Consider the following 23,366-nt stretch of genomic DNA (forward strand, 5'->3'; position numbering starts at 1 on the left):
ATGCCGCTACAAAAATTCCTCACGTGCCTGAGCCTGGTGCTGTTGGCGGGCTGCGGCGGGCTGAACGACCGGGTTTCAGTCAATGAACCAACTTTGGAAGGCCGTGTCAGAATAGGCGTTTCATCGCTTGAGATCAAAGAGCCATCGCTGCCCGGTTACGCCGTGGCGGACGAGATTTCGATCGAGGTCGAAGGCGGTCTGCTGGTTACCGAAGGGTCGGTTCTCTGGGCGGACAAACCACCACGCGCGATTGCGCTGGAACTGACCCGTCATCTTACTGGCCTGACCAGAACTCGGATTGCATCCTCACCGTGGCCATTCGAGGAACCGCCTGCAGGAATTCTGGACCTGCGGTTTGAATCCTTCGTGGCACGGGCCGACGGCACCTTTTTTGTCTCAGGGCAGTATTTCCTGGGTCGGCTCGACGGGGGGCGAGAACGTTCGGGGCTGTTTGAGTTGGTTGAGCCAATCGGCGAACCGCTGAACAGCACCAACATCGCCAAGGCCCGGGGACGAGCCGTCGCAAACCTTGCCCGGTTCCTGGCAAGCAATGCACTGAAATAGTCCTTTGGCCGGGCTGTTGCCCATGGGACAAAGGGAACGCGCAAAGGGGTGAAGGCAGGTCAGATACGGGCGTTTTGAGGGCTTCATTCCAGCGCACCGCGCTCCAAACGAGCGCAAACCAGGCCTGCCCCGATCACTGCTGCCCAGGCATGCGTTTTCAAAGGGCGTTCACGCCTGCGGATTCAGGCGGCGATGGATTTCATTGCGCCCAGGAACTGGGCGACTTCGGCAACGCTGTTGTAATGGCACATTGACACGCGCACACAGCTGTCCATGCCAAGCGGCGTCAGGATATTGCCAGAGTAGTGATCTGCCTTGCGCAGATGCGTTCGGATACCCTGCTCGTTCAGCATTCGCACCACATCGACTGAAGGCACACCCTCGACCCGCAGCGACACCAGACCTTCGCGCGCCGGGTTGTCGATGCCGCCCAGAATGGTCACCTTCTCCATCTCGGCCAGACCCGGCAGGTTGCCGGTGCCGTGGATCATCGCATCCGTCAGCGCCTTTTCTTGCGCGTGGATCGCCTCGCCCGCCGCAACGAACTTGGCCCGCCGGTCGGTGGCGTCGCTGACCTGCTCGCCCAGCCACTCGAAATAGCTGACCACGTCGGACATGGTGGCGTAAGATCCGGTGTCGCGGGTCCCCATCTCCCAGTTGTCGGCAGGGCCATCCAGCAGGCTGTTATGCGGCAGCGCCGTCAGCCGGTCCGAGATCCAGGCAACCCCATAGCCATGGCGCGAAAACACCTTGTAGGGCGAAATCACATAGCCATCCACACCATAGGCCGTCAGGTCGATCCGACCATGCGCGGCGTGCTGGATGCCGTCGACGATGATGTAGCATTCGGGCGCAACCGCCCGGATGGCTGCGGCCACGGCCGCCACGTCGACACCCATGCCGGTGACGGGTGAAGTATGTACGATGGTTGCAACCTTGGTGTCGGGTGTGACTTTTGCGGCATAAGCCTCGGCAGTCACGGTACCAGTGGCATTGTCATGCGCGACCAGTACATGGTTCTGCCCGGCGATACGCGCCCAGCGGTCACAGGCGCTGCGGGTGGCCGGGTGTTCCAGGGTCGTCCCCAGAACCTGACCCGCGCCGGTGCCCAGACAGGCGTTCATGATCAGGCGGAACAGCAATTCGGTGCCACTTTCGCCCACAAAGAACTGCCCGCCCGGCGCATTCATGAACACGGCCATATCTTCCTTGGCCGTGTTAATCACGCGCACCAGCTCATGGCTGCCCGGGTTGTCACGCCCCTGATTGTCGGGAATGGCCGCATAGTCCTGCGAGGTTTTCACCACTGAGTTCAACGTCAGCGCGCCGCCAGCGTTTTCGAAGAAAATCCGGGGTCCCTGTTGCGGGCAATGGTCGATCTGGGCAAAGCGATCGCGGATCTGCTCAAGCAGCGGTGTGTTGATCTCGGGCATGGGGACTCATTCGTGTAAATACTTCTGTCTGACATATATTGTTCGCGGGCCCAGTTTTCTCACAAAAAATGAATGGGCAATGCCTTTGCATTTTTCATGCTTTATCGGACGATCAGGTATCAGCAGCCCCGACCAACGAATACGGTGCCTGACTTTGGTAAGCTGGCACCCGAATTCCCGTGATCCTCCCTTTATTTCGATGCTGTCCCTCTCAAGGGCTTCCAAGCGACTGCGCCAACTTCACAGCCCCCAGATAGGCCGATCGACGCCAATCGGGCGGGGGGTTCAGCGGCGACAAGGCATCGGCCGTAAGATAAAGGTCGACGACTCCGTGCGCCACTGTCTGGACATCCTCCGGGTCCGCCGACGGATACTCTTTCTGGACAATTTGGCGGGCAAGCGCGTAGAACTCAGCCATAACACCCGTCAGAATTTGTCTGAGGTCCGGGTACTGTTCCACGACCATAACCAAAGCCTGATAAGCGTTGTTCAGACGTGTATCAGTTTCGCTGTCCTCGCTGAACAGGGCGTCCACAAAGTTCATTAGCCCCGGATAATCCTGCAAAGCTGTTCGCAAATTCTCCAAAGAGATGCGCTGTTCTTCCACAACATGCAGGGCCAAGGCGCGTACCATCTCATCCCTGTTTCCAAGATGGTGCCGTATCAACGGCCGCTTAAGTCCGGATTCCTCCGCAATTCTCTCAAGCGTTGCACCCTCAACCCCGAAACGGGCCACCAGCGTCATGAACGCATCCAGCACTTCGGCTTTACGCTGTTTCTGAACCGAGGGACGCCCCATTGGTATTTCTCCGTCTCTTCAATTTCGAACCGGGCGGATCCGTCCAAACAGACCGTCAACTATTCTGAACTGCCCAGTGTCTGGCATACCGGAACTATGCTTTTTCCAGCTATTTTTCATCAAGCGCAAAGCTGGCGTATGTGCATTTTGCCGCCCGCCTTTAGGCATTTGCAAACCCCGCAGATACCCGAGGGAAGTGAGTAGCGCCCTGACCCGCTGATTGGCAGCCCAACCCCGGGGCAAAGCGGCGTCACCACACCGAAATGCCCCGGTTCGAGACAACCATAACCTACCGGCAGGATGATCAGAACCAACCCGTCAAATACTGATCCGGCCAGTAAAAGAACGCCAGATCCACCGGAATACCCGGGCTGATCAGTGAGTACTCGAATACAGGGTCATCGTAGAGATCATTCAACCCGGAAACCGCATAGCCCTCCGTTGGCGTCCAACTCTCATCGAGACCCATCTGATAGTCACTGTCTTCGTCATGAAAAGCCACCACGCTGTAGTAGTTGTCATTCAGGTCCGGGAAATCGACGCGCTGCGGTTCCGTGCTGGCGGGAAGCGTGACGTAGCCAGCCGCCGTGTTGAAATCAAATGCGTCAAAAGAAGCCGCGTTGTCAAAGGCCATGACAACAAACTGGCCTCTGTCGTTACGAGCACTGTGCAGGTTAATCACCAACCCATTGTCCGAAGACGCACCGGTCGAGGATGCCGATGTCCGGGGGATGTCCGTACCAAATCCCGAGGCCATCCAGGCTCCGCCGACGAACAGGGCCGTTGTGACCAGCGCCGCGACTATTCGCTGTGAATTTGAAGGCATGGCTTTATCCCTGTTTATGGTTTGCGGAAGCGTTGGCGCCTTGTTTTTGGGGTCGCCAGCCGGGCGGACCGAACAGAACCCCCAGCTTGTTTCGGAACCCCGGCATTCGCCAGGCGTCGCCAAAGGCACGGGCAAAGCCATGAAAAAAGGCTACAAACGGATTGACCGAATTGATCGGCGTAACCAGACCGTAAGTGACCTCTTCTTTTTCTTCTTCGAACGTGCCGAACATGCGGTCCCAGATGATGAAGATTCCGGCGTAATTCTTGTCCAGATACTTGCGGTTGGACCCGTGATGCACACGGTGATGCGACGGCGTGTTCATTATGTATTCAATGGGTTTCCAAAGCTTGCCGATAACTTCGGTGTGCAAAGCGGTCTGGTAGAGTTGCACCAGCAATTCCGCAACCAGGACAACAAATGGATTGAAGCCCAAAAGCACCAGGGGAATATGAAAGAACAAGGGCCAAAACCCATCCAGCGGACCATGCCGGTAGGCTACCGAAATGTTAAAGAAGGGTGAGCTGTGGTGCACCGAATGTGTGGCCCACAAGATGTTTATCCGATGCAGGATACGATGCTCCCAATAATAGGCCAGATCTGCGAGGATCAGCACAATCAGGAACGAAGCCCATGTGGTGGGGATGTCAAAGAACGCATATTGCGACGCCCAGACATAGGCTCCGACGTAGAAGCCCGCCATCAAAACAAAGGTGATCGCAAGGAAGAAGCCAAGCGTGATGAAGTTGGTGACGGTATCGCCAACCATCTCGAAGGTCAGCTTTTTGCCAATCGCGTAACGCGCAAGTTCAAACACCAGAAAACCGATCGCAAAGACGAAAAACCAGTCGTCGATCATCGTCTCCCAATAGCTGATCTGGAAGTCGCTGACATACGTGTTGAGGAAGTCCATTTAGGTAGATCCTGTTAAATTGTCTTTTTTGACAATTAAAGAGTTTTAGCCCCGTGTCAAGTGGCCCTCACGCCAACGCTCGACCTTGATGCCGACACAGCCCTATCCATTGCGCTGTCTTGCGATCATGCTCGACATCGGTAATTCCTGAAAGAAACCGTTCGTCAAAACAGACACCTACCCATTACAAGTTTAGCAAATGCCCAAAGCTGGCCCGCAATCAAAAGTCCGAATTGGAATGTCAACGCTTCTGGCGCTGGCCATAGGCGGGTTGGTGGCGCTTTCGGTCAGTACGGTGCTTCTGGTATCAACCTACGCCAATGTTCAAAACACGACTGAATTGTGGAACACCTCAGCGTCGATGATCGTCGAGTCAATTGAGGACAGGGTCGTTAGCCTGACGACCCCTATCGAGGAATTGGCGAACTCTCTCCAGAAAGATGCAAGTTCGGGCGACGTCGAATTGTCCAACACTGACTTTCTGAAGGCATATTTCAAGGGCGTCGCAGCCTCCGCCCCCTATCTGACGGACCTTGCCGTTGTTTACCCGGACGGCAGCCTTTTTGTGACCAGTCAAATCGCCGATTCAGACGGAATTTCCTTTTTCACCATCACAGAGCCCCCGGTGGATGGGCGATTGCGGTATCTTGAAGATATCAAAAATTATGAGAACCTGTTCTGGAACGAACCGTTTTTTGAAGAAGGCAGGACGCATATTTCGGCCACCGTACCGGCCTATCGGGACGATGTGTTCCTGGGTGCCATATTTGTGTCTTCAACCGTGCATCATTTCTCGGACATCATCGATGAGTTGGGCAGCAAATTCGGCGCGACCGGTTTCATTCTCTATGGCGACAACCGCGTCCTGGCACATCCGAAGCTGCTGAACCTGTCCGGAAGTTCCTTAAGTCCGGACACGCCTTTGCATTCAATCGCTGCGCTCGATGACGCGGTGATCTCGCAAGTGCTAAAACAAGACCCCGAGTTTCAGGGGGGCGACAGCTCTTTTGACGGCTACGTAGTGGAGAACGCAACCGGTGAGTACTTGGTTCTGACCAGTACTTTGGATGAGTACGGTTTGGAACCATGGGTCATTGGCCAGTACTCCCCGCTAAGCGATTGGAGCAGTCAATGGAAGCGCCTCAGCTACACTGCCTTTGTCAGCATTGGGTTCCTAATAGCGTCAATGATTGCGGCGATTGTGCTGGCCAGAAAGCTTTCGGCCCCAATCAAAAAATCAACCGAAGAAGCCATCAAGATCAGCGAACTCAATCTGGATCAGATCGACTATCTTCCCCCCTCTCGCGTTGAGGAGGTAAACCTGCAGGCCGTGGCATTCAACAAGATGCTCGATGGGCTGCGCTGGTTTGAAACCTATCTGCCCCGCACTCTGGTGCGGCAATTGTTGAATTCCGGAGACCCTGATGTTGTCAGGCCTCGCGAGGTCGAGCTGACTGTCATGTTCGCCGATATTGTGGGCTTTACGGCTGCGTCAGAAACGATGACACCGCAGGCCACGGCCGACATGTTGAACAGCCATTTCGCGATTTTGAACCGTTGCATCCAGGCCGAGGGTGGAACGCTCGACAAGTATATCGGCGACGCCGTGATGGCGTTTTGGGGCGCTCCTCAGGAACAAGTCGACCACGCCGAGCGGGCCTGCCGTGCAGCGGTGGCCATCAAGCACGCCCTGGCTGAGGCGAAAGTTGGCTATGGACTGAAGATTGCGATTCACACCGGTCCGCTCATCGTCGGGAACATCGGAGCGGTCGAGCGGATGAATTACACCGTGATCGGAGATACGGTTAACACCTGCGCGAGGATTGAGACTTTGGCCGGTGATCTTGCCACAGAAGAGCCAACCAACATCCTCGTCAGCGACGCAACTGCGCGACGTCTCAGCGCGTCGTTCCAGCTGGAACATGTCGGCGATTTCCATGTGAAAGGCCGGTCGAAACAGGTGACCGTCTACCGGGTCAAAACTGAATAGATGATGGGATCAGTGGTACTGTATTGGAACTGCCCGCCCTGTCCGATCTGTCAAGTTTCAGACCGGATCCCGTGGGTAAATGACCTGCAGGCTGTCCGTGTGAAATTGACCAATGCTCTTTTTCCATCTCCGGCCCGGCCACAGCAGTTCGGCTGTCAGATCGTGGGGATGGTAGGCTGCGGTGTAAAGGGTTCCGAACCCCTGATCGAAAGCCAGCGAATACAGCGGCGGCTTCAGAAAAGACCCGACAAAAACCTCTTTCGTCTCTGGGTGCAAAGTCAGGCGATGCAGCAGGAAACGCTCACGCTCGACAGTGGCGGTAAGGCGTGCATGGCTTTTCCATTCCACGCGCTCCTGATGGTTGGTGGAAACAGCAGCATGGGTGAAAAGCGTCGGCCGGTCCGGTGCAAGAAACGCCGTAAAGAACTGCCGGTCCCGGTTCAGGACCGTAACGTTGTAGCTCATGTGGCACGGGACCCGTAGCAGAACCTCTTTCGCCTCTTCCAGCGTCGAACATGTCTGCAACAGGTATCGCAGGATCAGGGGAACCCCAAAGCCTTCGCCGACCGCGCGGCGGCCACCGAATGTCAGGGAAACGGTTAGCCCTGCATCATTCATGCCATCCAGCAATCCAAACAAGCCATCCGAGGTGCCCATGACCTGACGCCCGTTCCATCCGGTCTTCAGGAATATTCCATCAAAGGCCGACGGGTTGTAGTCGTAGTTCCGCACCATCAACGGTTCTGGCCCCTGCCAAATCGCCTGGCTGCACCCCGCCAGATAGCGCGGCGGGCAAAAGAAGCTCAGGAACCGCGCCTCCAGATCGCCGGCGCCAAAGGCGGCGCACAGCATATCATACGGCTCGAGCATTTCCGGCATATATGTTTTCAGCGCATGACGGCACTCGGAATATGTCGGGCGTGATGACAACCCTTCGCTTGCCCACCATTTAAGGTAGGCATTTCGATATTCGGAGAAAATCCCGGACAGTTTCTGTCCGGGTTTCTTTTCTTCTACGGCGCGAAAGGTTAGTTTCATGCACTCTACATAATCTTAAACGCCGGATCCTCAAATGCCTGAGCCGATGGCAGCGGACGTGCCGAGAACGCGTTCTTGATGCCATTGATCCAATGCTTCGACTTTGCCGTAAGCTGAAAACCCTTGGTCATCGACCGGCCGCGTGTGACCAGGATGCCCAGATCGGCCCCTTCGTACCGGTAGTCGCCAACATTCGATATCCGCAAAAAGAACGCTTCGTCTTCGCTTTCCACCGCGCGCCGGTGATAGTCGAACCGGTCGAACACCACCCGCCCGTCCGGCAACATCTTGTAGATCCCGGATTCCGGGGCATTGGTGATGATATCGACCGTGTCCTCGGTGTGCTTGATCACCATTTGCGACCAGGAATCGATCATGTCGGGATCGGCCCAGCGTGCGTTCAGTTCCTCGACACCCAGGTTGAACGGCTTTTTCGAGAACTCCAGCAGGTGAAACAGGAACAGCGGCGCATCTGCATGCGCAAAAGCCGCGTGGTTGGTCATCGAGGACGCGCCCGTGATCCGGGGGTTGAGTTCGCCCAACCAGATGTCGCCGGTCTTTTTGTCGATCAGGAAATCCAGTTCGAAATAGCCGCGATATCCTTCCTTGCGAAGTTGTTCGCCAAATTTGAACGTCAGTTCCCGCGCTTTCTCGCGCGTCTTCGGCGGGAACGCGGTCGAGAAAATCTCGTTTCCGCACCAGCCTCCGCGATAGGGCGTCAATTCCTTGAACCCGACTAGTTCCGTCATCAGTGGGCCGACAATCGTGCCTTCCGACGTGGCGCAGGCTTCGATCGCCGAACCCCGGCAATCGATGCGTTTCATGATTTTGATTTCGCCCTGGCCCACGATCTCATGTTCGTGTTTGCGGAAATCGGCCTCGGACTTGATGAAAAAGGTGGTGTGGCCCGAGTCTCCAAACGCACTTTGCAGGACAAGATCGTCGCCAAGCCCTGCCTTCTTGCAGACCTTTTTCAACTGGTCATAGCTATCGACCTTGGACAGCGTGTTGGGAACCGACGGGACACCCGCCTTGTTGCCGACCCGGACAGTTTCGATCTTGTTGTCCATCTTGGTACGCAGCTTCGCCTTGGGGAACCAGACCTCGCCGCCCAGTTCCTTGACCAGTTTTTCCGTCTTTTCGTCGAACATCAGGAAAACGAATTTCGGCTTGCCGCCGCGCGCCTTGACGTAATCGACAACTTCCTTGTGCTGAAGCAGATAGTTGTTGATGTCTTCGATTGACTGAAACTCGTCATGGGGAAGTTCGGAAGGAACCAGAACGTTGGGATGGCGTCCGTCAAAGCAATCCATGTAGCAGATGTACTTGAAATTCTTGACCCATTCATCCAGACCGAGCAGGTTGAAATTGGTCGCCGAGACAAAGTAGATCGGGTCCGAATTCGTGTGAAAGTAACGGCGGATTTCCGAAATGTTCTTGAGTACCTTCTTGGGCATTTAACCTCTCCCCTGATATTATTTTTTGACGGACTCCAAGGCCTCTTGGGTAAACACGCGCAGACCCAGGTCTTCGCGGAAACCATGAATTTCACTGACGTCCAGCGCCCGCATGAATGACAGGATTTCCGGACTGATGACCTGACCGGGCACCAGAATCGGGAAGCCTGGCGGATAGGGAATAATGAAGCTGGACGAGACAAGCTCCTCACCCGCTTCAAGCCGCGCCATCAGCTTGTCATCGGTCGGAATATAGTCGCAGTTGTCCTCGTCATAAGCGAGGAAAAACGCGGTCCGGATATCTCCTTCGGGCGTATCTGATCCATCCCTGAAGGCATCGTGGAACCGGCTGAAATCCGGCAACGGCGGCACGTCTTCAACCAAAGCCTGGACCCGGTTTTCAAATGACCTGCGTTCCATTTTCGAGGCATCGTCCAAAAGCTCGTCCAGGTCATTGGCAATTTCGACCAGCACTTCGATCAGGTAGGCGACCGAGGATCGGGTTGTCCCGATATTGGTCATGAACAGCACGGTGTTCCGCGACGTCTTGTTGATCTGGATGCCATATTTGTCCATCAGGATCTTGGTCTTGAACGTGTCGCCGTCCCAGCCTGTTCCACCCACGGCCAGCGTAATGCGCGTCGGGTCCAGTACAAATTCGTCCTGACTCCACATCGTCCATTTATCGACCCAGCCGTGATCGGGATCGTAATAGGCCTGCACGCCGCTTTCCCGGTATTCTTCCGGGATCATTTCTCCGGCAGTCACCACCTTGAAATACTTCTGCAAAACCGGATGGTCCGAGATGGCGCGCCGGATCGACATGGCTGTCTCGATCTGCTTTTGCACAAATTCGAACCCTTCCAGTTCGACCTGTCGGCGCCCCACGTCCAGGGAAGCGATGATCTGGTAGTTCGGTGAAGTCGAGGTGTGGGTCATGTAGGCCTCGTGGAAAGCCTGCTCCACCTCGCCTTTGAAATCCTGATCGTTGACGTGAATCATCGACCCCTGCCGCAATGACGTCAGGGTCTTGTGGGTCGATTGCGTGGCATAGACGCGGACGCGGGCATCGGGTGGCGGAACCAGCCGGGTCCCGAGCAGCTTTTCATGGCTCGCACCCTCAAGCTTTTCCTGCTGGGCCGCCCAGGCGCTGGCCGCTTCCGGCGTGCGCAGCGTTTGCCGCAACACGTTGGCCACCCCCATGGCGGTACGCTGGCGGTAGGTCGGGTCAAACCGCGCAAAACCGAACCAGGCTTCGTCCCACAGAAAGATCAAGTCCTTCTTGATGGCCAGACACTCTTCCATGACACGCTGAACATTGTAGACAACCCCGTCGAAGGTGCAGTTGGTCAACAGCACCATCCGGACGCGATCCAGCTTTCCGGCATCTTTCAGCTTCAACAAGGTGTGCTTGATCTCTTTCAGCGGCACGGCACCGTACATCGAATGCTCGTGCAGCGGATAGCTGTCCATATAAACGACGCTCGCCCCGGCGAGAACCATGCCGTAGTGGTGCGATTTGTGGCAATCCCGGTCGACCAGAACGATATCACCTGGTCGAACGACCGACTGAACAACGATCTTGTTGCACGTCGAAGTGCCGTTAGTGGCAAAGAACGTGTGTTTCGCCCCAAAAGCGCGGGCGGCCATGTCCTGCGCTTCCTTGATCGGGCCGCGCGGTTCCAGCAGGCTGTCCAACCCGCCCGAGGTCGCGGATGTTTCAGCCAGAAAGATGTTCGACCCGTAGAATGCCCCCATGTCCTGAATCCAGTGCGAACGGCTGATCGATTTTCCACGGCTGATCGGCATGGCGTGGAAAACACCCGTTGGCTGTTTCGAGTATTCCTTGAGGGCCGAGAAAAAAGGGGTTTTGAATCTGCGATCGACGCCGCGAAGGATGTTGAGGTGCAGTTCCTGAAAATCCTCCTGATTGTAAAAGACCCGTCGGCAGCGGCCCAGGTCCAGCCCGGCAATATCTTCGGCAGAACGGTCTGTGACAAGATACGCGTCCAGTTCGGGTCGGATTTTTTCAATAAGCCGACAGGCTTCCGGTCCGTATTCATGCGGGTCGAGGCCGTCAACATCCTCGTCCTCGCTGACACGCGTCAGGTACTGATTCAGGATCGGAAGATCGATCTTCGACTTGAGCGACAAGCCCGGCCGGATCACCACGGCCTGAACGTTGTAGTTGAACAGAACCCCGATCAGGGCGTCCTCCAGCGACGGAACAATGACCGGTTCATAAATGAAGGAATCTTCCAGCCGACGCATGCGCAGCAGGTTTTGCCGCAGGAACCTTTCCTGATGTTCAGTGACATCGTCGACGATCAGCACCTCAAAATAGGGCCGCCCCAATGCACGGGCTTCTGGCGCAAGCGAGGCTTCGTCTTCATAATCTTCATTGTCTATTTCATCGGAAGACAGCGGAATCGACCGCCGCCGGTAAGCGCCCGACGTCAGCGCCCGCGCAATACGACGAACGCAGATCGACAGATCCTGAACATTGCCATTTTGCAGAAGACGCCGCAGATGCTCGAACGCGTGGATTCCGGGGAACGCCCAGTAAAGCTCGATCGGTTCCAGAACATCAAACAGATGCTCCGCCGTCGACATCAGCTTCTGGCTTTGGCGTTTTTCCCGGCCATGAAGGGCGAGGCCTTCAGCGGCCTCTCGTAAGGCGCTCCATCGATCAGCCCGAAGTTGCGTGGCGCTGTAATAATCTCGTAGGGACGGCAACTTCTTCTTCTGCGAGTGCAAGTTCAATACCTGCCTCCTTTCTGTCGCGTCCGGATCAGTGCCGCCTCCTGATCCGATTAATCCGAACCTGTCTTTCCGTGTAAGACAGAAAGGTTAGGCGGCGTCAGCAAATCTCTTTCCGCTTCTTCAATCGAAGTTCTGGGGTCGGATGCCAGCAAACCGCGATCCGATCCCTGCCGGGGAATTTCCAGCGGCCCGAGCGTGTTCAGGTAAGCATCGGCACCGCTTGTGCGATCATAAACCGTGAAATCCGCGTCGCGATCCCGGAAGCTCTTGAGAACTTGCCCAAGTCCCTTGAGACCGGTTTCCCGTTGACGCCGTACCTGGTCCAGATCGATTTCGATCGGGAACATGTCTTCCTGTCCGGCGGACTGATGCAACACTGTTGCTGATGGGTCGACCACCAGCGAACGACCGACACCACCGGCCCCCAGGCCATTCACGTCAATGACGTAACACTGAAACTGCGCCGCCGTCGCCCTTGCAATGGCAAGTTCCGCTTCGCGGTCAGTGGTCCCGGTCAGGACCGGGTGAAGCAGAACTTCGACGCCCTGACTGGTCAGTTGCCGCGTCGTTTCCGGAAACCAAATGTCATAGCAGATGGAAAGGCCGAAGCGCCCGACATTCGGAACATCAAAAACACAGAAATCAGTCCCGGCCGAAATCCCGGCCTCATACGGGCGGAAGGGAAACATCTTCGAATACTTGGCGACAATTTCGCCGTCGGGATTGATGACGACAGACGTGTTCAGAATACGCCCATCTTCGGTCTTTTCGAACATCGACCCGGGGATCAGCCAAATTCCGAAGCGGCGCGCATCCTCCTGAAACTGCAATATAGCGTCATTCGGGAAGGGCTGCGCGAAACGGTCCAGTGGCCCATAGGGCGCAAGTTCGGAAAACAGAACCATCTGAGTCCATGGAAACCGGGCCATCAGAATTTCAATACGATGGCGCATCGCCTCTACGTTCGAATGAAGCGCTGCGACGTGCATCTGAACGCCGGCGACCGCAAATGGAGTCATATTGGGCATCTCTCCCGAGTAAGCTGTCTGATCACCTTATTTTCAGGTGAACCCCGTTACCAGCCTGTTTTTTTGAGCACCCCAGATTTCTATCGTAAACTGTTTGATCGCTGGCACTCGTGAACTTAGCCGATGAGTGATTTAGGGAATTGGCAAGGTGCCAGTCTGTTCGTGTCTTGCGTCCATGCTAGGGCTTGTCGCCAATCTGCCCGCCCTGCCCCGGTCGGAATGGCAGCGCGATGATCGACAATTTTCCGGTCATTCATGTCGTATCACCCGATTGGCAAAATAGTCGTCTCGCTCCAATACATCGGCTTTTGAATACTTCTTGATCCGATTTCCATCTTCTCACCATATGTGCGAAATTTTCAAATTTTGCTCACTACTTCGAGCGTGACTCTAAATGACCTTTTATAACCGATAAGTATCTCTTATCGAGTCAATTGAAAAGCGAACTGAATTGACGCAGAATACGCGCTATGAGTACCCCTGCCCCATATCTCCCAGCCTCTTCTCCTGCACTGTCCTCAGCAGATCAGGACGCGCTGACCGATCTCTATGTCCGCGGCACGCCGGAAAACACATTACGAGCGTACGAGCGTGACCTGGTCTACATCACGGCCTGGAAGGCCGCTCGGATGGCCTCGATCCTCAACTGGCCCGAGAATGAAGAAGCCGCCCTCGCCTTCATCCTCGATCATGCCCGGGATCTGAACGACGCGCCGGAAACGGATGTCGCCCGCCAGACGGCAGAAGCGCTGATTGCACAAGGGTTGCGCAAGTCACTGGCCTGCCCGGCCCCCTCAACGCTGGACCGGCGTATCGCCTCCTGGCTGGCCTTCCACCGGATGAAGAACCTTCCCAGCCCGTTTGAGGCGCCGCAGGTGAAGCAAGCGCGGGCCAAGGCACGCCGCGCAGCAGCCCGCCCCCCTGCCCCAAAATCCGCCCACCCCATCACCCGCGATGTGCTCGAGCAACTGTTGGCGACCTGCCGTGGCAGTCGTCGCGATTGCCGCGACCGGGCGATCCTGATGCTGGGCTGGGCCAGCGGCGGGCGCCGCCGCTCGGAAATCACGGCGTTGATGCGCGAGGATGTTTCCCTGAAGGAGTTCGCCAAGAGTGGCGTCATCTGGCTGTCCCTGCTGGAAACCAAGACCACCCAGAAGGGAGAAACCCCCAGACTGGTGCTGAAAGGCCGAGCAGCGCAGGCTTTAGTGCATTGGATCGAAGTTGGGCAGATCAACGACGGCCCCCTCTTCCGCCCGATCTCGAAAGCTGATCGGGTGCTGAACCGCCGCCTTTCCCCCGACGCGGTAGCGCAGATCGTCAAACATCGATTGAAGCTGGCCGGCCTGCCCGAAGACTTTGCCTCTGCCCACGGTCTTCGTTCGGGCTTTCTGACCCAGGCCGCATTGGACGGCGCCCCGATTCAGGCAGCCATGCGACTGTCCCTGCACCGCTCGGTCGCGCAGGCGCAGAAGTACTACGACGACGTCGATATCGCAGAAAATCCCGCTACGGACCTTTTGGGCTAACACGAAAAAGGGTGTTGGATTTTAGTCCAACACCCCACGGATGCTTCACATGATTTCTGGAGATTCTTACCCGTGGGTAAGATCATCCTCCTCTCGCAGGTATTCAATCATCGTTGCAATGGCGGCCTCCAGCCTAGCACGATCAACACGCGTAAAGTCCAGATCGTGCCTGATCTCCAACCGTCCACTCGAGGCCGAACACTTCGCAATCCCAGCGCGGCCAGACACCTGAAACGTCGTCTTCGCCCGGCGCGGCTTTCCGGGACTGTTCGGTTTCGGCCTGGCAACAGCTTCCGAGGCCTGTCCCAAAAAAGACCGGAGAATCGCAACCTCTCGTGCGTTGTCCCTGTCGGGTTCGCTCATCAACGCAGTGCTGACTGCGCGGATCAAACCCGGGTCAGAATCAAGCTTGCGCTTCAGTTCGACCCCCACATTTCGCGGGATTTCATTTGGGTGATTCAGAACCTTGTCCAGCCTGGTCAGCAGGCTCGCGAATGCCCGAATATAACTTCGCTTTGTGTAGCTTGCTGATTTGAAAAGAATCGAAACCGCCTTGTCCACATCCGCACAGTCATTGGCCGGATCCTCTGCGTAGGCCCGGGCCAACGCACCCATTTCCGCAAAGGAGATGTCCTTTCGGATCAGGTTTTCATCCACCATACGCCGATAGCTGCTGTCCAGATCAGCGGCGTCCGAAATGCCGGCCGGAATTTTTGCGTAGATGGAATCGCCGGTTTCTTCCAGCAACAAACGATAAGCGGAAAGGCGGCGCATCCCCTGAATCAGGTCAAATCGCCCGTCTGCGCGACGCTCCAGCCGGATCGGGTTGGAAAGACCGATTTCCCTGATCGACGCTTTCAACTCCTCCAATTCCGGATCCGAACCGGGTTTGCGATCGCGCGTCAGTTTTTCTGTAACGACGTCTGACAGGGCTACACGTTCCGTCACCAGTCCTTCGGCCCGCAGGCTCACCAGTTCATGCGCAAGCCTGTCATTTTCCGCGCGAATGGCATCCTCGGTTGACTGCTGATCGCGCAGAGCACCAGCATTCTCCGAGATTGCTGCGGCCATCGGACCCCGCCGCTTCTCCAGAACTTGGTCCGGAACCTTACCCACGGGTATGTCTTCCATGGCAGGCATATCAATGTCGAACATTCTGCGTTTGCGGGTCATGCGTCATCCTCCAGCTTATCCCAGGCCGACAGCATGACGCCCCGAAACTCTTCATATACGTTGTCAAAGGTCGATCGTGCGCGGCGCCAGGTTTCCCGGGTCATCTCTCGGTAATCCATCTCGTAGACCGAACTGAGGAAACGACCGGATTGTTCAACCGCGCGGGTCATCTCGACCGGGTGCTCGGCCACGTGTTCCCCGAACACCTTTCGAAATGCGTCGAACATGGCGTGGTGCAGGGCGTTGCCGGGCTCATATCGCGTCAGCAGAAAGCGCAACTCACAGAAGGTCTTGGGAAGCCCGATCTTACCCGTGGGTAATGTTTTGTCGAACCCATAAGCGAGGTCCTCCAGAGCTTCAGCAAGCTGGCCAATGAACGAGGTCGTGGAGTCGTATTCCCAGTAACCCGGGCCGGATGGGACATACAGCATGTCCGCCGCAAACACTGCGTTCATCGACTGGTAGCCAATGGCAGGCGGGCAGTCGAACAGGATCAGGTCGTAAGAGTCATCGGGGATCTGGTCCAGATAACGCGATACTGCCGCAAAGAACGACCATTCCGGATTCAAGTGCCGGTACTGAGCCGAGGCAAACTCGACAAAAGCGGCGTTGGCGCAGGACGGGATGGCGTCGATGCTGGACCAGGACGTCTGCTTGATAAAGTCACCGATCCGCAGATCTCCGAGCCCCATGTCCGTAATCGATGGCGGCAACTCGCGGCGGGGCAGGGCGGTCCCGGATTCGGCGGCGGCGGGGCGGTTGTTCATCCGTTGGGTCTCGCGGATAAGATCACGCGCCATAATGCCCCAGACCGTAAAGTCTTCGGCAACATCCGTCAGGCCCATCGAATGGCTCAGTGTCGCCTGCGGGTCGAAATCCACCACCAACACCCGGTAGCCATCCAGTGCCGCGGCATGGGCCAGATGCAACGCCACCGTAGACTTGCCCGCGCCACCTTTGAAGTTGGCTACAGCGGCACGGATGGCACGCTTGCCGGCCGGGCGGGGCGGCATCAGGGTCTTGCGGTTCACCTTCAACCGTCGACGCAGCTCGTTGACTTCTTCCAGGCTGAACCATCTCTGCCGGCCATCTGGCTCCACCTCACCACTGGGCAGGGTCGGGTCCGAGGCCAGCTTGCCCCGAAATGTGGATTGGTTGACCTTAAAGATCAGCTCCGACACTTCCCAGCTTGAGAACCGGCGGAGGGTCTTCTCCATCTCAGGGCTAAAGGTCTGCTGGCGAATCCAGCCCTGCAATTTGAGCGACTGATTACGCAATGCATTCAGGTCTTCGTGCGTGTACATGCCTCGGGTCTCGTTTCTTAGGACGTTAAATTTTGTGGTTTTCATATTTACGCTTGATTTGCAGCTTTGGCAAAAGAAATTATGATGGGATGACAATCTTACCCACGGGTAAGAAAACAAGGGCCATCGGCACGTGGGCCGATTCGATTCGCGACGCTGACGAGGAAAGGCGCTCGCTAGGGCGAACGCTCCAGAATTAGGGGGTCAATAAGTTCGAATATACAGCATTTAGGGGGACAAAATACCCAAATAAGGGGACAGACAGGGTGTCCCCTATCACCAATACTTCACCAATTTCTTTTCTTTTTTGATTGCCGGAAATAAATCCCCAACCGCCCAAAACAAGACAGCTCTTGACAGAATCGATGCGCTGGACGCTAATTGGGACATCATCACGAAAAGCGTTGGAAAAGCGCGAGGCGGTAAGCAACCGCGTGAGGCAGATAGAGCGGTGAGGGACAAATGCAGGTTGCAAAACCGGTCGGGCGCAATGCCTCGGCCCTGAAATATGACATTCTATCGGCGCTGTCTGTCCACGCGCTGTCTGGCGACAAGCATCGCCAGCGCAGCATTCTTCGCATAATGGTTCTGATCACCACCCGCTACAACTGGCGCAACAACGAACTGTCAATCGGGCGCGAGGAAATTGCGCGCCTGTGGTCCGTGGATGAACGGACCGTCAAACGCGAGATGGCCAAGCTGCGCGGCAGGGGGTGGATTTCAGTCAAGCGACCGGCAGCACGGGGGCGGGTTGCGGTCTATGAACTGGATCTGAAGCAGATCATGATCGACACCGAAGAGATCTGGCCCACTATTGGCAGGGATTTTCAGGACAGGATGGGGCAGGCCCCGGCCGAAGAAACCAACATCATACCGTTCAAATCCAAACCTCCGGCTCCGGAAACAGGCGACGATGACGTCTGGCGGTCGGTCCAGGCGTTTCTGTATGAACGCGACCCAGAGCTTTGGTCCAGTTGGTTCCAGCATCTGGTCGAGGCTGGCAGGGCAGGGGGGGTGGCCACCCTGATTGCGCCTAGCCGTTTCATGGCGGATTACATTTCGCAAAAATGGACAACCCGCGTTTTGGCCGCGTATGCGCGTGTGGACCCTTCTGTCCGAACCCTGCGGATCGACGCTGCGGAATAAGTCAGCGAGGGCAGGCAAGACCAGCTGATAACCATACGGGTCACCGGCGTCGCCTCTGATTGCGCCAAACGAAGGTTTTCTGAACATCGCGGTTGCGATGCTGAGCATTTGAGGAGATGTAATCAAATATGGGTGGTGCGCAAAATGCCTGATTTTTGCGTATCAGTATCTGACTGAAGCTGTAACGCATGTTTCCGGAAAGACCTGGAAGTTCCGTAGTACGTGGCCCGTCTCAGCCAACATGGTCCAAGATGGCCAAATCACGCCGGGCTTTTCTACTTTATACAGTTGATCCAAATGGCCGGCTTCCGTCACGATACTACGCGAAGAAAATGTCGGGCGTTGTCTTCAAGGCGATGGCCGCGTGCCCGGTGGTCAACGGTTCCTTGCACTCGTAAGAAAAACGGTCTTGGCCATTTAGCTGGTGTCTTGTGGAACGCTGTGTCGCAATTCGTCTGCCCCACACGCGACGAGGGTCTTCCGCCCTCGGCTGTACAAAACCAAGCGGCAATCCAAGGTGCATTTCTGGCAGGTGAGGGGCCACGCGAACCACGGGGCAACGACCAGGCATTCCATTGGTAAATGCCTGCGTCGCATCAGGAAACAATAAATGATTAGGTTTAGCCTAATGTTTGGTGAGGAACTCAATTCTTCAGAGGTTCCGCCGCTCCGTATATACCTGTGCCAAATTTCGCGGTGCTTAGGGAGGCGGATGTGTCTGACAGTGGAAATGTCGCGATTGACGTGCGGGATGCGGTCAAGCGCTACGGCGACTTTACGGCGCTGAAAAGGATCTCACTGTCGATCATGGACAATGAGTTCTTTACGCTGCTGGGGCCGTCGGGCTGCGGCAAGACCACTTTGCTGCGGATGATTGCCGGGTTCGAGGACGTGACCGAAGGCGCCATTTTCCTGTATGGCGATGAGATTGAAAACCTGCCACCGAACAAGCGCCCGGTGAATACGGTGTTCCAGAACTATGCGCTGTTTCCGCATATGACCATTCTGGACAACGTGGCTTTTGGGCTTGAGATGCGCGGTGCGTCGAAGTCTCAGGCGCGCACGAAAGCCGGTGAAATGCTGGAACTGGTGCAGCTCAGCCAGTTTTCGGCGCGCAAACCAAGCCAGCTTTCGGGCGGCCAGCAACAGCGGGTCGCGTTGGCGCGTGCATTGGCGCCACAGCCCAAAGTGCTGTTGCTGGACGAGCCGCTATCCGCCCTGGACCTTAAACTGCGCAAGGCCATGCAGCTTGAACTGAAGCACCTGCAGCGGGAAACCGGGATTACCTTTATCTTCGTGACGCACGATCAGGAAGAGGCGCTGACCATGTCCGATCGCATTGCGGTGATGTCAGCAGGTGAAATGCAGCAACTGGGCGCGCCGACGGATATCTATGAGCGACCGCGCAACATGTTTGTTGCCGATTTCATCGGCGAGACGAACCTGCTGGAAGTATCCGTCGACGGGCTCCGGGACGGTCGCGCGATCTGTCATCTGGGCGGCGGGCACGAACTGACCTGTGATCAGGTCGAAGGTGTCGGGGTGGGGTCAAAGGTTCACATGTCGATCCGACCCGAGCGTCTGTACATGTCCGACAAACCGGTCGAAAGCGAAAGCCTCAAGGGGCGCGTGAAGGACAACATATTTGTCGGCACCGACATCACCACGATCGTGGATCTGCAGGACGGACCCGATTTCGTGGTGCGCACGTCGAACTCTGATCGCGGCAACAAGCGCATCTTCGAGCCGGGCACCGAGATGTTCGTCAACATGGAGCTGGGGGCCGCGCGCCTCCTGGTGGACTGATGGCCGCCGGTGCAGCAAGCGGCGGCAGCGCAACGACCGACACCTATAAGGAGGCCCGCACTTGGCTGCTGTTGCCTGCATGGGTGACGCTGAGCATTTTGGTCCTGGCACCGGTGTTCATGATGCTGGTCTACTCGTTCCTGACGAAAGAGTTCCGCGGCGGCGTGATCTGGGAGTTTTCGCTGGCCGCTTATGATCAGTTCTTCTTTGACCGTGGTCTGTTCGGGGATGAACCGCCCAAGATCGAATGGACCTACCTCACCATCTTCTGGCGTTCGATCTGGCAGGCGGGCGCGGCGACGGTGCTTAGCCTGGTGATCGGCTTTCCGACGGCCTATTTCATTGCCACCCGGCCCGAAAACATGCGGCCCGTCTGGGTGTTCCTGATCACGATCCCGTACTGGGTGAACCTGCTGATCCGGACCGTGTCGATGAAATTCCTGCTGCGCGACCAGGGTCCGCTGAATGATTTTTTGATCAGCATCGGTTTGATCGACAGCCCCCTGCATATCGTCAATACCAACTTCGCGGTGCAACTGGGCCTGTTCTATTCCTATCTGCCCTTCATGGTGCTGCCGATCTACGCGGCGGTGGAACGCTACAACTTCGCGCTGAGCGAGGCGGCAGCGGATCTGTATGCAACCAAGTGGACGACTTTGCGGCGCATTCTCCTTCCGGCGGTGAAGCCCGGCGTGATCGCCGGATGCATCCTTGTGTTCGTTCCCTCAATGGGTTCCTTCCTTGCCCCCGACCTGCTGGGCGGCGCCAAGAACTTTATGATCGGCTCGCTGATCGAGGAACAGTTCAAGGGCAATGCCGGTAACTGGCCGTTTGGCGCGGCTGCGTCGATGATCCTGCTGACCATGGTTCTGATCCTGCTGATGCTGTTTGCACGGCAACAGGCCAAAGCCGAGAAAGCGGAGGGCTGACCGATGGCAAGCAAGCAATTCGACATCAAGTCCTATCGCGGCTTCAAAGGTATCACCCTGTTGTGTCTGATCGTTCTGTATGCGCCGCTGCTGGTCGTGACGATCTACAGCTTCAATGCCTCGCAATCACTGACAAACTGGGAAGGTCTGTCGCTGCGCTGGTATGCGGACGTGTTCACCGGACCGGAAAGCGATAAGTTCAAGCAGGCCGCCAAGAACAGTTTTATCATCGCCATCGTTGCAGCCACAGTGTCGACGTCAATTGCGACACTGGCGGCGACCGGAATGGTCCGGGGCGGCAGGTTCAAGCTGCGCACCCTGTCATTCGGCCTGATCAGCCTGCCACTGATGGTGCCCGAGATCGTGACGGCCGTTGCAACCCTGATCTTTTTCAATTCGATCGGATTTGAACGCGGCATCATGACCATCCTGCTGGCTCATATCGCGTTCTGCATTCCCTTTGCCTATTTGCCGATCTCGGCCCGGATGCAGGGGATCGAGGACAGCTATGAACAGGCCGCGCAGGACCTTTATGCCACCAAGCGGCAGGCATTTACCAAGATTCTGCTGCCGCTGATGATGCCCGGTATCATCTCGGGCTTCCTGCTGGCTTTCATCGTCAGCCTGGATGACTTCATCATCACCAACTTTGTCAAAGGCGCGGGTGTCGAAACCCTGCCGACGGCGATCTTCGGTTCGGTCAAACAGGGTCTCAAACCCAATATCATGGCGATTTCGACCATGCTGCTGGCCGTGTCCGTCATCATGGTCACGATAAGCTACTTCGTCAGCAAAACTGACAACACGAAATAACCAACAGAGGGAGAACACAATGAAACATATGATGAAAAGCGGCGTCGCCGCGCTGGCCATGACTTTGGGCGCAAATGCAGCAGCAGCCGAAGGCGAACTGGTTGTCTATCACTGGTTCGAATACATCCCGCAGGAGCTGATCGACAAATTCTCCGAGGAAACCGGCGTCGAGGTGACCATGGACACCTACGATTCAAACGAGGCGATGCTCGCCTCGCTCAAGGCTGGCGGGATCGGAACTTATGATGTTTCGGTGCCGGGCGACTACATGGTGTCGATCATGGCAGGCGAGGGCATGCTGGACACGATCGAAGACGGCGAACTTAAGAACAAGGGCAATATCGAACCCGAATGGGCCGATCCCAGCTTTGACCCCGGCCGCAAACACTCGATCCCGTATCAGTGGGGCTCGACCAGCTTTGCCGTGAACCGCGACGTCTATTCCGGCGACATCCAGACCACCGACATTCTGTTCAACCCGCCGGCCGAGTTGCAGGGGCGGATCAACATGCTGGACAGCCAGGGTGAGGTCATGGCCATGGCGGCGCTGCATATGGGCATCCCGCAGTGTTCCACCGACCGCGAACAGCTCAAGGCGCTGAACGCCATGCTGCAAGAGGCCAAGCAGCACTGGTCATCCTTCAACTCGGACACCGCCAAAGAGGTTCTGGTCTCGGGCGATGCGGCGGTCGGCCAGATCTATGACGGGTTCTCGGCCAAGGCGCGCGAGGAAGGCGCAAATGTCGAATATGCCTACCCGACACAGGGCTATATCGCCTGGATGGACAATGTCGTTCTGCTGAAAGATGCCCCCAACCGTGACAACGCGCTGAAATTCATGGATTTCCTGCTGGAGCCGGAAAACATCGCCGCTGTCACCAACTTTGCTCGCTATAACGCGGGGGTCGCAGGCGTCGAAGAGTTCCTGGACCCCGCGCTTGCGACGCAACCGGAAAAGAACCCGCACGACAAGGTCGGCCCCGGTGTCTTTATCGAGGTTTGTTCGCAGGAAGTTCAGGCCGTCTATGACCAGATCTGGACAAATCTGAAGAAGTAAACTCTCCCCGTGCAATAAGCACCAATTTACCGGGCGGCCAGGCCGCCCGGTCTTTTACTCTATCGGTACTGCGACGAGTTTGAGCAGCAGCAGGAAAAGCGCACGCTCGGTGATGATGTCCAGCTTGCGATAGGCGCTTTTTGAGTGTGCGCAACGCTGCATCCATGGTGGTGCAGGTTTGGCGCTGCCGTTGGGCACGGCTGTTGTGCTGACGTCAAAAAAACCCGAAGATCAGGTCTATCAGAACCTGATTGTGTGCGGGGACGAGTGGGAGGACGCAGGCGTCAAATCCGTCAGCCGGATCGGCGATTGCGAGGCCCCGTCGGTCTTTGCGGCAGCCGTCCATGCCGGGCACCGCTGGGCGCGGGACCTGGATAGCAGCGAGAGGCCGGTGCCGAAATTTCTGCCGATGCCACTGCGTTAAAAAAGGAGGAAAGCATGACCAAACCTATCCGCTTGCTGGCCGATGGCCACCCCGAATTCGGCTTTGTCCCGTCTTCCCTAGTGGCTGACGGTGATTTCACCACCTCGGACAAGACCGAGACCATAAGCAGCTTTTTCGAAAGCCGGGATGAGAAGATTTCGGTAGGGGTATGGGAATGCGCGCCCTGTCGCGAGGATATCGAGGCTTATCCGGTGGATGAGATGATGACCGTGATCTCGGGTTCGGTCACGCTGACCGGATCGGACGGGGTGGCGCAGGTTTTTGGGGCCGGAGACACCTTTTTTGTACCCAAAGGCACGCCCTGTACGTGGGAAATCACGCAGACATTGCGCAAGTTTTACATGATTGCGGAATGA

20 protein-coding genes are annotated in these 23,366 nt (G+C 56.6%); 10 read left to right on the forward strand and 10 right to left on the reverse strand.

The features are described 5' to 3' along the window. Complete coding sequence (locus tag ACR3EQ_RS22185) at nucleotides 1-564, forward strand: ABC-type transport auxiliary lipoprotein family protein (protein WP_170611523.1); 564 nt, start codon at nucleotides 1-3, stop codon at nucleotides 562-564. A 182-nt stretch (nucleotides 565-746) separates the two neighbouring features. Here ACR3EQ_RS22185 and ACR3EQ_RS22190 read toward each other — a convergent pair whose 3' ends face one another. From ACR3EQ_RS22190 to ACR3EQ_RS22205, 4 genes are all read right to left on the reverse strand, one after another. After that, nucleotides 747-1,997 (reverse strand): aminotransferase class V-fold PLP-dependent enzyme, encoded by a 1,251-nt coding sequence (locus ACR3EQ_RS22190; protein ID WP_170611525.1) that lies wholly within the window; start codon nucleotides 1,995-1,997, stop codon nucleotides 747-749. A gap of 211 nt (nucleotides 1,998-2,208) precedes the next feature. Further along, complete coding sequence (locus tag ACR3EQ_RS22195) at nucleotides 2,209-2,796, reverse strand: TetR/AcrR family transcriptional regulator (RefSeq protein ID WP_170611527.1); 588 nt, start codon at nucleotides 2,794-2,796, stop codon at nucleotides 2,209-2,211. Between the two features lie 304 nt (nucleotides 2,797-3,100). After that, nucleotides 3,101-3,622 carry a DUF2141 domain-containing protein gene (locus ACR3EQ_RS22200; RefSeq protein WP_170619649.1) on the reverse strand — a complete coding sequence of 174 codons (522 nt, stop codon included), beginning with the start codon at nucleotides 3,620-3,622 and terminating at the stop codon, nucleotides 3,101-3,103. A gap of 4 nt (nucleotides 3,623-3,626) precedes the next feature. Further along, nucleotides 3,627-4,535 carry a sterol desaturase family protein gene (locus ACR3EQ_RS22205; protein ID WP_170611531.1) on the reverse strand — a complete coding sequence of 303 codons (909 nt, stop codon included), beginning with the start codon at nucleotides 4,533-4,535 and terminating at the stop codon, nucleotides 3,627-3,629. A gap of 238 nt (nucleotides 4,536-4,773) precedes the next feature. Between ACR3EQ_RS22205 and ACR3EQ_RS22210 the strand changes: the two genes are divergently transcribed. After that, the gene (locus ACR3EQ_RS22210; RefSeq protein ID WP_170611533.1) at nucleotides 4,774-6,525 is read left to right on the forward strand and encodes an adenylate/guanylate cyclase domain-containing protein; all 1,752 of its coding nucleotides are present in this window, start codon (nucleotides 4,774-4,776) and stop codon (nucleotides 6,523-6,525) included. Between the two features lie 57 nt (nucleotides 6,526-6,582). Here the strand turns inward: ACR3EQ_RS22210 and ACR3EQ_RS22215 are convergent, their stop codons facing one another. From ACR3EQ_RS22215 to ACR3EQ_RS22230, 4 genes are read right to left on the reverse strand one after another with little or no spacing between them, the layout of a single operon-like run. Further along, on the reverse strand, nucleotides 6,583-7,563 hold the full coding sequence (locus ACR3EQ_RS22215) for a C45 family autoproteolytic acyltransferase/hydrolase (RefSeq protein WP_170611535.1): 981 nt from the start codon (nucleotides 7,561-7,563) through the stop codon (nucleotides 6,583-6,585). Nucleotides 7,564-7,568: 5 nt separating this feature from the next. Then, a complete protein-coding gene (locus tag ACR3EQ_RS22220; protein ID WP_170611537.1) occupies nucleotides 7,569-9,020 on the reverse strand; it encodes a biotin carboxylase in 1,452 nt (483 codons plus the stop codon). Nucleotides 9,021-9,038: 18 nt separating this feature from the next. Beyond that, nucleotides 9,039-11,783 (reverse strand): aminotransferase class I/II-fold pyridoxal phosphate-dependent enzyme, encoded by a 2,745-nt coding sequence (locus tag ACR3EQ_RS22225; RefSeq protein WP_480492146.1) that lies wholly within the window; start codon nucleotides 11,781-11,783, stop codon nucleotides 9,039-9,041. A gap of 50 nt (nucleotides 11,784-11,833) precedes the next feature. Further along, nucleotides 11,834-12,802 (reverse strand): carbon-nitrogen hydrolase family protein, encoded by a 969-nt coding sequence (locus ACR3EQ_RS22230; protein ID WP_170611539.1) that lies wholly within the window; start codon nucleotides 12,800-12,802, stop codon nucleotides 11,834-11,836. Nucleotides 12,803-13,281: 479 nt separating this feature from the next. On the opposite strand from ACR3EQ_RS22230, the gene ACR3EQ_RS22235 reads away from it, so the two are divergent. Then, on the forward strand, nucleotides 13,282-14,337 hold the full coding sequence (locus tag ACR3EQ_RS22235) for a tyrosine-type recombinase/integrase (RefSeq protein ID WP_170611541.1): 1,056 nt from the start codon (nucleotides 13,282-13,284) through the stop codon (nucleotides 14,335-14,337). Nucleotides 14,338-14,403: 66 nt separating this feature from the next. Here ACR3EQ_RS22235 and ACR3EQ_RS22240 read toward each other — a convergent pair whose 3' ends face one another. Both ACR3EQ_RS22240 and ACR3EQ_RS22245 read right to left on the reverse strand, forming a co-directional pair. Beyond that, on the reverse strand, nucleotides 14,404-15,510 hold the full coding sequence (locus ACR3EQ_RS22240; protein ID WP_480492149.1) for a ParB/RepB/Spo0J family partition protein: 1,107 nt from the start codon (nucleotides 15,508-15,510) through the stop codon (nucleotides 14,404-14,406). Further along, nucleotides 15,507-16,814 carry an AAA family ATPase gene (locus ACR3EQ_RS22245; protein WP_170611545.1) on the reverse strand — a complete coding sequence of 436 codons (1,308 nt, stop codon included), beginning with the start codon at nucleotides 16,812-16,814 and terminating at the stop codon, nucleotides 15,507-15,509. The genes ACR3EQ_RS22240 and ACR3EQ_RS22245 overlap by 4 nt, the downstream gene beginning before the upstream one ends. Nucleotides 16,815-17,276: 462 nt before the next feature. Here ACR3EQ_RS22245 and ACR3EQ_RS22250 point away from each other — a divergent pair, with 462 nt between their 5' ends. The 7 genes from ACR3EQ_RS22250 (at nucleotide 17,277) to ACR3EQ_RS22280 (ending at nucleotide 23,366) form a co-directional block, all read left to right on the forward strand. Further along, nucleotides 17,277-17,960 (forward strand): DnaA N-terminal domain-containing protein, encoded by a 684-nt coding sequence (locus ACR3EQ_RS22250; protein ID WP_170611547.1) that lies wholly within the window; start codon nucleotides 17,277-17,279, stop codon nucleotides 17,958-17,960. 714 nt (nucleotides 17,961-18,674) lie between these two features. Continuing rightward, the gene (locus tag ACR3EQ_RS22255) at nucleotides 18,675-19,766 is read left to right on the forward strand and encodes an ABC transporter ATP-binding protein (protein ID WP_170611548.1); all 1,092 of its coding nucleotides are present in this window, start codon (nucleotides 18,675-18,677) and stop codon (nucleotides 19,764-19,766) included. Beyond that, the gene (locus ACR3EQ_RS22260; protein WP_170611550.1) at nucleotides 19,766-20,695 is read left to right on the forward strand and encodes an ABC transporter permease; all 930 of its coding nucleotides are present in this window, start codon (nucleotides 19,766-19,768) and stop codon (nucleotides 20,693-20,695) included. Before ACR3EQ_RS22255 ends, ACR3EQ_RS22260 begins: the two co-directional genes overlap by 1 nt. Nucleotides 20,696-20,698: 3 nt before the next feature. Further along, a complete protein-coding gene (locus ACR3EQ_RS22265) occupies nucleotides 20,699-21,508 on the forward strand; it encodes an ABC transporter permease (protein ID WP_170611552.1) in 810 nt (269 codons plus the stop codon). A gap of 19 nt (nucleotides 21,509-21,527) precedes the next feature. Continuing rightward, a complete protein-coding gene (locus ACR3EQ_RS22270) occupies nucleotides 21,528-22,565 on the forward strand; it encodes an extracellular solute-binding protein (RefSeq protein WP_170611554.1) in 1,038 nt (345 codons plus the stop codon). Nucleotides 22,566-22,743: 178 nt separating this feature from the next. After that, nucleotides 22,744-22,989, forward strand: a complete 246-nt coding sequence (locus ACR3EQ_RS22275) for a hypothetical protein (RefSeq protein WP_170611556.1) — start codon at nucleotides 22,744-22,746, stop codon at nucleotides 22,987-22,989. 14 nt (nucleotides 22,990-23,003) lie between these two features. Next, the gene (locus ACR3EQ_RS22280) at nucleotides 23,004-23,366 is read left to right on the forward strand and encodes a cupin domain-containing protein (protein ID WP_170611558.1); all 363 of its coding nucleotides are present in this window, start codon (nucleotides 23,004-23,006) and stop codon (nucleotides 23,364-23,366) included.

It is taken from the genome of Ruegeria sp. AN11, from assembly GCF_056536005.1.